The 13,127-nt window shown below is 55.8% G+C and carries 12 protein-coding genes; 3 read left to right on the forward strand and 9 right to left on the reverse strand.

Going from position 1 to position 13,127, the window contains the following annotated elements:
- Positions 1 to 163: 163 nt before the first annotated feature.
- Entirely contained in the window at positions 164 to 1,228 is a 1,065-nt protein-coding gene (locus tag ACOSDR_RS10485; RefSeq protein ID WP_420722646.1) for an RluA family pseudouridine synthase, read from the reverse strand.
- A 48-nt stretch (positions 1,229 to 1,276) separates the two neighbouring features.
- Here ACOSDR_RS10485 and ACOSDR_RS10490 point away from each other — a divergent pair, with 48 nt between their 5' ends.
- Positions 1,277 to 1,630: a hypothetical protein gene (locus tag ACOSDR_RS10490; protein WP_420722645.1), complete on the forward strand. Its 354-nt coding sequence runs from the start codon at positions 1,277 to 1,279 to the stop codon at positions 1,628 to 1,630.
- Positions 1,631 to 1,645: 15 nt separating this feature from the next.
- On the opposite strand, the gene ACOSDR_RS10495 is transcribed toward ACOSDR_RS10490, so the two are convergent.
- The 4 genes from ACOSDR_RS10495 to moaA form a co-directional block, all read right to left on the reverse strand.
- Positions 1,646 to 2,560: a pirin family protein gene (locus tag ACOSDR_RS10495; protein ID WP_420722644.1), complete on the reverse strand. Its 915-nt coding sequence runs from the start codon at positions 2,558 to 2,560 to the stop codon at positions 1,646 to 1,648.
- 96 nt (positions 2,561 to 2,656) lie between these two features.
- Positions 2,657 to 4,684, reverse strand: a complete 2,028-nt coding sequence (locus ACOSDR_RS10500; protein ID WP_420731193.1) for a 4Fe-4S dicluster domain-containing protein — start codon at positions 4,682 to 4,684, stop codon at positions 2,657 to 2,659.
- A gap of 30 nt (positions 4,685 to 4,714) precedes the next feature.
- Positions 4,715 to 4,975 carry a hypothetical protein gene (locus ACOSDR_RS10505; protein ID WP_420722642.1) on the reverse strand — a complete coding sequence of 87 codons (261 nt, stop codon included), beginning with the start codon at positions 4,973 to 4,975 and terminating at the stop codon, positions 4,715 to 4,717.
- A 7-nt stretch (positions 4,976 to 4,982) separates the two neighbouring features.
- Entirely contained in the window at positions 4,983 to 5,984 is a 1,002-nt protein-coding gene (moaA, locus tag ACOSDR_RS10510) for a GTP 3',8-cyclase MoaA (RefSeq protein ID WP_420722641.1), read from the reverse strand.
- A gap of 275 nt (positions 5,985 to 6,259) precedes the next feature.
- On the opposite strand from moaA, the gene ACOSDR_RS10515 reads away from it, so the two are divergent.
- Positions 6,260 to 7,198: a hypothetical protein gene (locus tag ACOSDR_RS10515; RefSeq protein ID WP_420722640.1), complete on the forward strand. Its 939-nt coding sequence runs from the start codon at positions 6,260 to 6,262 to the stop codon at positions 7,196 to 7,198.
- Here the strand turns inward: ACOSDR_RS10515 and doeB are convergent.
- The 4 genes from doeB to ACOSDR_RS10535 all read right to left on the reverse strand — a co-directional run bounded on the left by doeB (position 7,179) and on the right by ACOSDR_RS10535 (position 11,814).
- Positions 7,179 to 8,168: a N(2)-acetyl-L-2,4-diaminobutanoate deacetylase DoeB gene (doeB, locus tag ACOSDR_RS10520; protein WP_420722639.1), complete on the reverse strand. Its 990-nt coding sequence runs from the start codon at positions 8,166 to 8,168 to the stop codon at positions 7,179 to 7,181. The genes ACOSDR_RS10515 and doeB overlap by 20 nt on opposite strands.
- 49 nt (positions 8,169 to 8,217) lie before the next feature.
- Entirely contained in the window at positions 8,218 to 9,588 is a 1,371-nt protein-coding gene (locus ACOSDR_RS10525) for an aspartate aminotransferase family protein (RefSeq protein ID WP_420722638.1), read from the reverse strand.
- A gap of 5 nt (positions 9,589 to 9,593) precedes the next feature.
- On the reverse strand, positions 9,594 to 11,087 hold the full coding sequence (locus tag ACOSDR_RS10530; RefSeq protein WP_420722637.1) for an NAD-dependent succinate-semialdehyde dehydrogenase: 1,494 nt from the start codon (positions 11,085 to 11,087) through the stop codon (positions 9,594 to 9,596).
- Positions 11,088 to 11,310: 223 nt separating this feature from the next.
- The gene (locus ACOSDR_RS10535; protein ID WP_420722636.1) at positions 11,311 to 11,814 is read right to left on the reverse strand and encodes an Lrp/AsnC family transcriptional regulator; all 504 of its coding nucleotides are present in this window, start codon (positions 11,812 to 11,814) and stop codon (positions 11,311 to 11,313) included.
- A gap of 105 nt (positions 11,815 to 11,919) precedes the next feature.
- Here ACOSDR_RS10535 and doeA point away from each other — a divergent pair, with 105 nt between their 5' ends.
- Positions 11,920 to 13,104 carry an ectoine hydrolase DoeA gene (gene doeA / locus ACOSDR_RS10540; RefSeq protein ID WP_420722635.1) on the forward strand — a complete coding sequence of 395 codons (1,185 nt, stop codon included), beginning with the start codon at positions 11,920 to 11,922 and terminating at the stop codon, positions 13,102 to 13,104.
- Positions 13,105 to 13,127 lie beyond the last annotated feature (23 nt).

The raw sequence follows: 13,127 nt of genomic DNA on the forward strand, positions 1-13,127 counted from the left end.
ATTCAAGATGGGACGGCACGGATGTTTAATCATTCTCCATCACCTGTTCGTGAATGGCACGGATCATTTACTGTGAACATCCCCTATAATTTGCATTTTGGTCCGTTATTAAGGCGAAACTATGTCCCTGTGGCGACGATCCCATGACACCAAGGGCCCCCCCTTAGGAAATGCCCAACACGCCCTGCAATTCGGTGAAATCCTTAGGCGGGGCGGCTTCAAATAACAAATCTTGCCCCGTGATCGGATGCGCAAACCCCAGCGATTGCGCATGCAGGGCCTGGCGGGGGAAGGCATCAATCGCTTCCCGCCGTTCGCGCGTCAACGCCGCCCGCCGGGTACGGGTAGTTTTATTATACAGTCGATCCCCGATCAAGGGATGACCCATTGCGGTCATATGAACGCGGATCTGGTGGGTTCTGCCGGTTTCCAGGGTACATTCCACCAGACAGACCGATAAGTCAGCCTGCCCCAGGACACGATAATGCGTGATTGCTGTTTTGCCGGAATGCGGGCCAACAGACGCGAAACGCACCCGGTCGGTTGGATGACGACCAATATTCTGATCAATTGTGCCGCGCAATGTATCCGGCACGCCAATCACCAGCGCCCGATAACGCCGATCAATATCATGGGCCGCAAACAAGGCCGCCAGACCGGCATGGGTCTTGTCAGACTTAGCCGCCACCAACAGACCTGACGTATCCTTATCAATGCGGTGCACAATACCTGGCCGCAGCACACCCCCAATGCCCTGCAGGCTTTCGCCGCAGTGATGCAACAGGGCATTTACCAGGGTTCCATCCCGATTGCCGGGGGCCGGATGGACCACCATGCCAGCCGGCTTATTGACAACAATCAGATGCTGATCTTCGAACACGACATCCAGAGGAATATTCTGAGCTTCCGGTACGGCCGCTTCAGGCGGTGGAACAGCAACACTGTAACGTTCTCCCATCTTCACACGACCAGAAGCATCGGTGACAACGCGGCCACTGCCCATGCGCACACAATCCGCGCGCAACAAGGCCTGAACGCGGCTGCGCGACAGGTCTGGCAATGAATCAGCAAGATAGCGATCCAACCGGGCACCGGCTTCCTGTTCTGAAACCACCAGATCGACCAAACTGCCGCCACTATCCGATACCGAACCGCTGAAGATCGCATTATCTTCATCCAAATCGCCATCAACCTCTGGCACTTCACCTTCTGTCTTGCTATCGATCACGGATACTGCCCTTTGGCCACGCCCTATCAGATTTAAGGATTATCACTTATGCCTGCCGATCCAACCACACCGCCTGACGAAAAGGCGGAAAGCGTCATCCGCAACAATCGCGGCATTGTCATCGTTGTTGCGACCCTTGGCGCATTAATCATTCTGGCGGTCGGTGCCATGATATACGGTATTATGACAAAGTCGGGCAAGCATAGTGATGCCCCGGCCATTGAACAGGCTGATGCCGCGCCATCAAATCCCCAGGCTGCGCCGATAACGGGGCTTGGAACAATCCTGGAAGTCAACAGCCAACCCGGTCGCCTGTATCTGCATGTTCGTACCAAATCTGGCGCAGAAATTCTGCGGATCTATGACGAAAACGGGATCCTGATATCAGAACTGGAACCGTAAGGATCAGGAGCGCATTCAGCCGGGCAGTGGAATGAAATCAACCTCTCCGGTGACGGGGGCAAACCGTCCCTCCTGCCAATCTGTTTTGGCTTGATCGATCCGATCCTTGCGGCTGGACACGAAATTCCAGAACATGTGACGCGGGCCGTCCAAAGGCGCGCCGCCACACAGCATCAGCCGGGTGTCCTGCTGAGCGGTCACACTGACCGACACACCAGTATGCAGAACAACCATACGGTCACTGTCAAACACCGTACCGGCAATATCAATCGATCCTGACAGAATATAAACAGCGCGCTCTTCTGTTGCGGTCGGCAGGTCGACCGTTGCGCCAGCATCCATACTGATATCAGCATACAGCGTTTCCGATGGCGTCTCCACCGGTGAACTGTGGCCCCAGGCATCCCCGACAATCAATCCAATACGATATCCGGGCCCATCGATCCAGGGAATATCCGTGGCGGCATAGTGCTGAAAGGATGGATCGATTTCTTCCTGATCTTTTGGCAGCGCGATCCAGGTTTGAATGCCATAGATTTTACTGCCCGCATGACGGCTTGCGTCGGGCGTGCGCTCAGAATGCACAATGCCCGATCCCGCTGTCATCCAATTGACCTCCCCCGGCCGAATGGGCTGAACATAGCCCAGACTGTCCCGGTGCAGGATTTCCCCTTCGATCAGCCAGGTGATGGTCGACAGGCCGATATGGGGGTGGGGGCGGACATCCAGATAGGTATCATTCTCAAAGACAGCAGGACCCATCTGATCAAAAAAGACAAATGGCCCAACCGAGCGGCGCTCCGCTGCGGGTAACACCCGGCGAACGCTGAAGGCCCCAATATCCTTAGCCTTTGGCACCAAAACGCAATCAACCGGGGCACAATCTGGAACAGCAACCTGGACACATTTAGCAGCATCAAGACGACTCACGGTCCCTTGTCCTTTCAAACATGCATTCATGAAAGCAGTGTAATTGCCGGGGATTCTATTGCGTCTCTGTAGGATTTGCCAGTGATACCGATTTGATTAGTCCAGATCACCCGTTTCTCCCCGATCGCGCGCGGCCAGATAGTCTTCGGTCGTGCGAACTTTCGGGCGCTGACCAGACGCCATTTGCGGGGAATCGTTAAAGACGGATTGAACACGGCAATCCTCGCACATTTTCAGGCGATCCGCACCGGCCCCTTCAAACATCCAATGTTTGCCGCTTAATGTCTCAATCATTTTCTCTATGGTTGATTTAGACGCGAACGCCTTGCCACAGGAGATGCATTCAAAGGGTTCCTCTTCCTTGATCACCACACGGTCGTTTGCTTTTTCTCCAAAGCGATACCGGGACTCCAGCGTGATCACCTTTTCAGGACAGGTATTCTTGCACAGGCCACATTGAATGCAGGCGCTTTCCTGAAAGGACAGTTGCGGCTTGTCTGGATTATCCGCCAGCGCATTGGTCGGACAGGCCCCAACACAGGCCAGACACAATGTGCAGCCATCTACATCAACATTGATGGTGCCAAAGGCGCTGCCGGGAGGCAGGCTGATCATATCCGTCGGGCCGGGTGCATCCTTGCGCAGATGTTCCGCAGCCAGGCGCATATTCGTGCGCTTTTCCGGTTGAGGCAGGAAGGCAGACGGGGTTTTAAGCCCTTTCTTCACCTTCGGCGCATCATACAGCGCCGCTTCCAATGCATCCGGGTCATCTTCCACCAGCACCGTCACCAGGCCCGATTGATAGTCCAGGCCAGACAGGATCGATTCCGCAAGCCCAGCCTGTTGCGCCAGCCCATCCAACTCGTCACGACGCTTCTGTGGCACCAGAACAACCACACGATCTGCACCAAAAGCAAAGGTGGACAGCAGGAATTCAGCGCCAATCTGGGTCGGCTCATGCACCGCCAGCGGAACAGCGCGCGACGGCAGGCCACGTCCAAAACGGGCGCTGGCCTCCATCATGCCAAAACCATGCTCTGCGGCATGCACCAACAAAACAGCGCGCGTGCCACCTGCCTTCAGATAGGTGGATAACAATGTCTTGGCGCGGGTTAATAAATGCTGATCACTGGGATAGGCATAGGATGCAGCCTGGGTCGGACAGACGCTGTTGCAACTGCCACAGCCACCGCACAGATAGGGATCAATTGAAACCGCATCACCATCTGGTGAAATAGCAGCAGCCGGACAGACATCCAGACACCGGGTACAGCCCGTAATCTGGCTGCGGGAATGGGCACAAAGGTCACTGCGAAAATTGACATAGCGGGGCTTTTCAAATTCCCCGACCAGATCCGATGCGGCAAAGATCGCCTTCTGTACCGCAACCGGGTCTTTGGGGTCGGCGCGCAAATAGCCATCCCGCCGTTCATGGGCGGTAAACAGGGGCGCACGACCAGACAAATCCAGAATGACATCGCATTTCGCCGCAGCGCCATTGCTGTGCAGACCAAACGACATCTTATCCCGGGATGCCGGATTAAGCGGCGCATAGCTGTTCACATTGATTTCAAAGTCACCCAGATGCCCTGCCGCACTGGCAATCCGTCCGGTTGCGGTCATCAGGTCCATCATGCCCAGCGGCATCAGGTCCCCGACATCCGTCAGCAGCAGCGATACCGTCATGCGCCCATTCAACTGGCGCGCCGCATCCAAGGCGACCTGACCCGCGCCATATACCAGACAGATGCCCCCAGACTCCATGCTGACGGTCGATACATCCGGTGCTTTCAAAGCGGCTTCGGCCAGCAGGGCAGCAATCTTGGGGGTTGCGGATTTGGCTTCTCTGGACCACCCGGCAAATTCCCGGATATTGGCCAATTGAAGGTCCGGGGCCAGGCCCTGTTCGTCCAGGGCTTCGGTAAAGGCCGCCCCTTCCTGGGTACAGGCAACAATGACATCCCCGTTCCGACCGGCCTCTACAACCCGCCCGATCTGGTCCCGACATAACAGGTGATGGACGGTACAGCTTTCCGCACCACAGGCCTTCGCGATGGCTGCGCCATCCAATGGCATCGTCTTGGCGCAATCACAAACCAGAACCGTTTTGTCACCCAATTTCATTCGATATGTCGCTTTTCTATCGTTGTTGATTTATCCCAGCGCTTTGAATGCCGACCAATTGACGAATCCATGAACACCTGCCTGCATCCCCGGGGCCTTACGATGCTTTTTGCCCGGATGCAATTGAACAGCCTGATACTGGCTGGCATTCGGATGATCGAAGGCATGCTGTATCGCCATCTGCTCGCTGATTGCACAAACGATCATCACAACAGTTGGGTCGGCCTTTGGGTCTGGATAGCAATCCAGGGCATAAACCCTTATTTCACCGGGCAATGGCGGGATGGTCATCGATCCCTTACCCCCCGGTCACGCTCATATGCCGCGACACGCTTTTCGCACCACGGCGGCGGTCGATGATAAAATCGTGACCCTTTGGTTTACGGGTTATCGCCTCCCGGATCGCATCCTCAACCAGATGATTGGCTTCAGACGCCCGCAAAGGGGTCCGCAGGTCGGCTGCATCCTCTTGACCCAGGCACATATACAGGGTGCCCGTACAGCTCAATCGAACCCGATTACAGCTTTCACAGAAATTATGGGTCAGGGGCGTAATGAAACCGATCCGCCCACCGGTTTCCTTGACCGTCACATAACGCGCGGGTCCGCCCGTCGCATAATCGCTGTCTTCCAGGGTCCAGCGCTTGGCCAGATCAGCGCGCACCATGCTTAATGGCCAGTACTGATCAATCCGGTTTTCATTGCCGATGTCGCCCATCGGCATGACCTCAATAAAAGTCAGGTCGAAGCCTTCCCCACCGCACCAGGCGACAAGATCATGAATCTCAACATCATTGACGCCTTTCAGCGCGACGGCATTGATCTTGACCTTAAGACCTGCACGCTTTGCGGCCTGAAGGCCTGCCATCACCTGATCAAACTTGCCCCAGCGCGTGATTTCGACAAACTTCTGGGGATCCAGCGTATCAATCGACACATTCACGCGCCGCACGCCGCAGGCATAAAGATCATCGGCATATTTCGCCAATTGACTGCCATTGGTGGTCAGCGTCAATTCCTCCAGCGCACCAGTTTCCAGATGCCGCCCAAGAGACTTGAACAAGGACATGATGTTGCGCCGGACCAGCGGTTCTCCGCCCGTGATCCGTAACTTTCGCACACCCATGCCAACAAAAGCAGAAGACACGCGATCCAGTTCTTCCAGGGTCAGAATCTCCGACTTTGGCAAAAAGGTCATATCTTCCGACATGCAATAGACACAGCGAAAATCGCAACGATCGGTTACAGATATCCGGAGATATTCAATTTCACGCCCGAACGGATCGATCAGATCGGCCATATAAAAGCCACCCTTCCATTCCCTAATATGAGACCATTGTTCTTGTAGGGTCATCTTATTGCTGGCCATCCTAAGGCCTATACGATGTCCCTTCAACTGGTATTACCACTTAAAGATTTGTCCTGTTGCAGACATCGTGGCGTTGCTAAGGACCACTACATATACAGGGATATGGCATCTTAAGACCCAAACGCCAAGGGCCTGTGCCGCATTGATCATGGTGCTTTAGGGAAATTCTGGTAGAACGGGTTCAAGGTCATTCTTTAAGGCTTTTCATGTTGCGCCGCACCCTGACATTCCTTGCCCGAAAGGCGCCATTGCTGTTGGCATTGGGTGTCTGTATCGGGCTGATAGTGCCCGAGTTGGCGCAATTCTGTCGCCCGGCATTGGGCCCAGCGGTCTGGCTGTTGCTGTTTCTGGCCGCCCTTAGGATCGATATTCTGCGTTCCGTCACCCTGCTACGGCGACCAACGGCCCTGATTACGACGCTGGTTTGGCTGCTGGCGGTCTCGCCGGTTCTGGCCTGGGTAATTTTGACGGCGCTGCCACCCGGCGGGGGATTAATGATCGCCCTGATCCTGATGGCAGGCGGCGCGCCGCTGATGTCGACACCGTCTTTGGCCCAATTGATGGGGCTGGATGATACAATTGCGCTGTTGGTGATGATTGCCGCAACGGTCTTGGTGCCCTTCACTCTGCCTTTCATTGCGCTGCACCTGTTGGATTTAGATCTGGGCATCGATCCCCTCACTTGGAGCATGAAGTTGAGTGTTTTCGTCGGCAGCGCGGTTGGCGCAGCATTCATCCTACAGAAAATTCTAGGATCCCCCCGGATCGCCCGCGCGAAAGAGCCTTTGGACCTGGTGATCGTGTTCATATTGGTCCTGTTTGCGATTGCGATCATGGATGGGGTCACCGCGCGCCTGCTTTCTGAAACCGGCTTTGTCCTGCGCGTGATCGGCATTGCCTTCACAGCCTATTTGTTAATGCTGATCGTCAGCAGTGTTATGGGCCGGGTATTTGGCGCGCGAATTGGGGCCAGCATCGGTTTTATCTGTGCCAATCGCAATATCGGTATCGTCCTGGCCGTCTTGCCTGCAGGATCTCATCCCGATATTTTTCTCTATTTCGCAATCTGGCAGATGCCGATGTATATCATGCCGTCCCTGCTGGCCCCGTATTACCAGCGCATCTTCAAACCGGCACCGCAATAACCGCGACGATATCGCCCATCCCGATCATGCCAGGAAAGTGACGCCCGGTAAAAATTCCGGAAATGCCTGCGAAATACAGGGCAGGCGGACGCCCGGTTCGGGTGATTTCATGCACAACGGCGATCAGCTCACCTTCCTCAACAGTTGCGCCCAGATCGACCTTATATTCGATCAGGCCGGGCGTGTCGCAGGACACGTAACAGCGATTGTCTGGCATATCCAGATTGATCGTCGGCCCGATCTCCAACTCACCCGGCAGGATTTCCGCATGTTTCAGGAAATTCTCAATCCCCTTGCGCGCGATACCAACGGTGCGCGCGCTGGAAGACCCGCCACCACCCAATTCGGTAGAGACAAAGACCAGACCCAGATTTTCCGCCGCGGTATCATACATGCCAACAGAATCAATCTCCAACAGCATCAGGGAATAGGGCGCATTAAACGCCTTCATCGCCTCCACACAGCGGGCCTGTTGGGATTGGTCAGACAGAAAGTGAGCCGCCGCAAAGGGGACGAAATCCAACGTCTTGCCGCCGGAATGAATGTCCAGGACATAATCCGCCCGGGCCAGAATCTGGTTCTGGAAAAAGTCCGCGATTTTTTCGGTCACCGTGCCGTCTGCCCGACCGGGAAAAGTCCGATTCAGGTTCCCCCCATCAATCGGGGACGTTCGTGACTTGTTCAGAAAGGCCGGATAGTTAAAGGCCGGAACAATGATGATCCGCCCCGTTACATCCTGGGGATCAATGCGAGAGGCCAGGTCATACAGGGCAATCGCGCCTTCATATTCATCGCCATGATTGGCCCCGGTCAGAACGGCAGTCGGGCCGCTGCCATTCTTAACCACGGTGATGGGGATCATGATCGATCCCCATGCGGATTCGTCGTGGGAATAGGGTAACCTTAGAAACCCGTGCTGCACACCATCCTGATCAAAATCAACGGTTGGCGAAATTGGGTTGCTCGCCATACAGGTCCCCTTTTCCCAGACTTAATCTTACAGACTTAATCTAATAGACTTAACCCAGCACAGCTTTCACCGCCTCGACTGTCTTTGCAACAATCGTGTCGGCTTCGTCCTTGGTCACGCATAGCGGGGGGGCAAAGCCCAGAATGTCCCCCTGTGGCATCGCCCGCGTGATCAAGCCGCGCTCCAGCGCCGCAGCCGACAAGGCCGGGCCCATTTTCTTGGCCGGATCAAAGAATACCCGATCTGCCTTGTCATCGACGAATTCAACCGCGCACATCAGGCCTTCACCGCGCACTTCGCCAACATGGGGATGATCCGCCAATGCCTGTTTCATGGTTTTGTTCAGATAGGCCCCAACGGTTCCGGCATTTTCAACAAGGCCCAACTTGTCCACCAGGTCCAGATTGGCAACGCCGGCAGCGGCGCAAATCGGATGCGCAGAATAGGTCCAGCCATGGCCAATCGCGCCCATCTTGTCAGAACCCTGCTCCAGGATCGCCCACAACTTGTCGGAAATAATCGACCCGGACAGCGGCGCATAGGCAGAAGTCAGGCCCTTGGCGATGGTGATGATATCAGGCTTCATGCCGTAATGGGCGGAACCGAACATGCTGCCCAGACGTCCAAAGCCGGTGACGACCTCATCAGCGATCAACATGACATCATACTTGTCCAGGATCGCCTGAATTTTCTGCCAGTAACCAGGGGGTGGCGGCACAAGACCACCGGTACCCATCGCCGGTTCACCGATAAAAGCAGCAACCGTATCCGGGCCTTCCGCCAGGATCATTTCTTCCAGCTTATCAGCACAATGCTGCGCAAATTCTTCCGGCGACTGATCCAGGTTTTCCCGGCGATAGTAATAAGGGGCTTCGGTATGCAGGATCGGCGCACGCGGCAGATCAAACGCATTGTGGAACAGTGCTAGACCGGTCAGTGACCCCGTCATGATCCCCGACCCATGATAGCCCCGCCAGCGAGAGATGATCTTCTTCTTCTCCGGGCGCCCCATGATGTTATTGGCATACCAGACCAGCTTGATATTGGTCTCATTCGCATCAGAACCCGACAGACCGAAATAGGTGTGGTTCATGCCTTCCGGGGCGCGATCCGCAATCATCTTCGACAAACGAATGGCCGGCTTGGACGCATGACCGACATAGGCATGATAATAGGCCAGTTCATGCGCCTGTTCGGAAATCGCATCTGCGATCTCTGTGCGACCATAGCCGACATTCACGCAATACAGGCCCGCAAAGGCATCCAGGCAGCTCTTGCCATCCGCATCAGTGATGTAAACACCCTTGCCGGTTTCGATAATGCGGTGAGGCGTTTCGCCCCGCGCATGGGCACCCATTGCGGTGGACGGGTGAAAAAAGTGATCCCGGTCCCATTCTTCCAACGGCTCGTTTCTTAACATATCAATTACTCCACAAGGGTTAGGTCGCCGTAGTCGCGGCAGACATATTTAACATCAGTAAAGGCTTCCATGCCCTGGCGTGCGCCTTCGCGGCCAAGACCGGACTGTTTCATCCCGCCAAAGGGGATCGGTGCGCCTGTCACCTTCGTTCTGTTCACCGCGACCATGCCGTATTGCAGGCCGCGGCTCATGCGAAATATGCGTCTTGGATCGATCGTATGCATATAAGCGATCAATCCATATTCCGTGTCGTTTGCCCGTTCCAGAATGGCCCCTTCGGTGTCAAAAGGCGCAATCGCCGCGACGGGACCGAAGGTCTCTTCCTGAAAGATCAGGGCATCCGCCGGCACGTCGACCAGGACGGTCGGTTGATAGAATAGCGGCCCCTGCTCATGCCGGGCACCCCCCACCAGACAGCGCGCCCCTTTGGACAGGGCATCTGCAACATGGGCTTCCTGCTTAGCAACCGCGCGCTCATTCATCAATGCCCCGATATCCGGGTCATCCATGCCATACCCGACAGTAAGCGCTGCGGTGCGTTCCGCAAACCGTTCACAAAATTCCTTATAAACACCACGCTGCACATAAAACCGGTTCGCCCCCAGGCAGTCCTGACCCGACGTTGCGAATTTAGCGGCAATGGCGCTGTCCACGGCGCGGTCCAGATCCGCGTCATCAAACACAATGAAAGGCGCATGCCCGCCCAGTTCCAGCACCAGGCGCTTCACCGTCTTGGCGCTGCGGGCATACAGCAATTGACCGATTTCCGTAGACCCGGTGAAGGACAGGGCCCGCACGCGGGTATCGTCGGTCCAGGGGGTGACAACGGTCTCAGGCTCCCCCGTCACAACATTAAAGACGCCCGGTGGAATGCCCGCACGACGGGCGGTCTCTGCCAGGGCCAATGCTGAAAACGGGGTTTCCTTGGACGGATGAACAACAACGGTGCAGCCCGCCGCCAGGGCGGCTGTCGCCTTACGGGTGATCATGGCGCAGGGGAAATTCCAGGGTGTGATCAGGGCCGCGACGCCAACGGGTTCGCGCCACAATTCAACCTCTGCATCCGGCAGGTGAGACGTCACCCCCTCAATATTCGGGCGCTTGGTTTCTTCGGCATAGAATTCCATGAAGGACGCCGCATAGGCGATTTCGCCCCGCGCCTCTGAAATCGGCTTACCCTGTTCCATTACCATCAGGGTCGCCAGATCTTCCCGGGCCTCATTGACCAGATCAAACCAGCGGCGCAACAGGGCGGCACGATCCTGGGGCAGCATCACAGACCAGGCAGGGAACGCCCTTTGTGCCGCATCGACAGCCTTGCGGCTTTCAGCGGCGCTCATCGCAGACACATGACCGATCACTGCGCCATTGCCAGGATCGGTGACGGCGATCGTCTCCCCCGACGCGGCATTGACCCACTGGCCATCAATGAAGCTGGCAGTTTGGAACAGGGACGCATTGAACAAACGATCCCGCGGAGAAGACGACTCCTGCGACATGGCACCTCACTGATTCTAAAGAGCAACGGCCGAGCAGATAGTGACATCTGCGACGACGCGTTTGCAGAAAAACAACACGCTAGAACACCATGTGCGAATGGATACGCCCGCATGATACTCTAGAAAGCGGATGGGTAGACTATTCAGATGCCTGGATTATAGACCAGGATGAGGCGAAGAACCGATGTAAGCCACAATGATTAGGCGGTGTTTCGCCGATATTTCAGGCTGGGGACCGACGATTCTTCGGTTCACTCATGTCCAAAAGGTCAAGGGGAACGGCCGTTCGCTTGATGGATTTGGTGACGACATAGCTGTAGTAACGTTTCACCCCGATACCAGTAGATAGCATTCCATCAACCAGGGCTTGATAGGCGGCGATATCCTGGGTAACCACCCGCAGCATATAGTCTATTCCGCCCCCAACGGCCCAGCATTCAACCACTTCCGGGATCGCCTCTATTGCCTTCTCGAATGCCTGAAAGTCGCTGGAACGATGACTTTCCAGTTCCAAAGACATCAAGACTTCCGCTGCGCCAGTCAACAGTTTTGGATTAATCCTGGCCTCATAGCCGATGATGATTCCCGCTCGTTCCAGGCGCTGCAAGCGCTCCCAACAGGCGGCAGGCGACAGGTTCACACGCTCCGCCAGGGCCGCCTTTGTCAAACGTCCTTCGGTTTGCAGGATTGTCAGTATTTTTAAATCACGATCATCCAGACTGGTCATGCCGCTTTCCCTTTTTTGCCGATTGTGGCGTCGGCACGGGCACTTGTCACGCGTCACAAGTCAATGCACAGTTCCGTCCTCACCCCTTTGGTAAAGGAGCACTATATGCCGGGAACCGATCTACCCTTCTCTGCCGCTGAATATGCCACGCGCTTGGCCAAGACCCGCAAGGCCATGGAGGCGAAAGGCGTTGATCTTCTGTGGGTAACAGACCCATCAAACATGTCCTGGTTGACCGGATATGACGGCTGGTCGTTCTATGTTCACCAGGGGGTTCTGGTACCGCCGGACGGGCTGCCAATCTGGTGGGGGCGCAATCAGGATGCCAACGGTGCCTACCGAACGGTTTACATGAGCGACGATTACGTCCTGTCCTATCCCGACATTTATGTGCAATCGACAGAACGCCACCCGATGGATCAACTGTCGGGCATTATCGAAGAGCGGGGTTGGGGGTCGTTGCGCATCGGCATTGAGATGGACAATTACTATTTCTCCGCCAAGGCGTTTCAGTCCCTGCAACAACACCTGCCCAATGCAAAATTTGTCGACACGACAGGATTGGTGAATTGGCAGCGCGGCATCAAATCGGAAACTGAAATCGAGTATATGCGCAAGGCCGCGAAGATCGTGGATCGCATGCATGGCGTGATCGCGGCAAAGATGGAACCCGGCATCCGCAAGTGCGATATTGTGGCCGATATTTTTCATACCGGCATTGAAGGGACGCCAGAATATGGCGGCGACTATCCCGCCATCGTGCCCCTATTGCCGACCGGCCCGAATGCCGCAGCCCCCCATCTGACCTGGGATGATGCGCCAATGGAAACAGGCGCTGGCACTTTTTTTGAGATTGCAGGCTGCTATAAACGCTATCACACCCCGCTCAGTCGCACGGTTTTTCTGGGTAAGCCGCCACAGCATATCATTGATGCGGAAAAGTCCCTGCTGGACGGATTGCAGGCGGGTATTGAGGCGGCGGTGGCAGGCAACCGTGCCTGTGATATCGCCCATGCTCTGGCGGAAGAATTGCGCAAGGGCAAGATCGAACGCTCAGCCCGCTGCGGCTATGCGATCGGCATCAGCTATCCCCCCGATTGGGGCGAACGCACCATCAGCTTCCGCGAAACCGACCAGACCGAATTAAAACCCGGCATGACGTTCCATTTCATGCCCGGCCTGTGGATGGAAAGCTGGGGCCTGGAAATCACCGAAAGCATCCTGATCAAAGAAAGCGGCCCGGCAGAATGCCTGACCTCCTATCCCCGCGAAATGATCGTGAAGGAATAGTGAGGGTATAGCCGTGGCACTGC

Origin of the sequence: Hwanghaeella sp. 1Z406, assembly GCF_048892425.1 — a bacterium.
Classification (GTDB): domain Bacteria; phylum Pseudomonadota; class Alphaproteobacteria; order UBA8366; family Aestuariispiraceae; genus Pacificispira.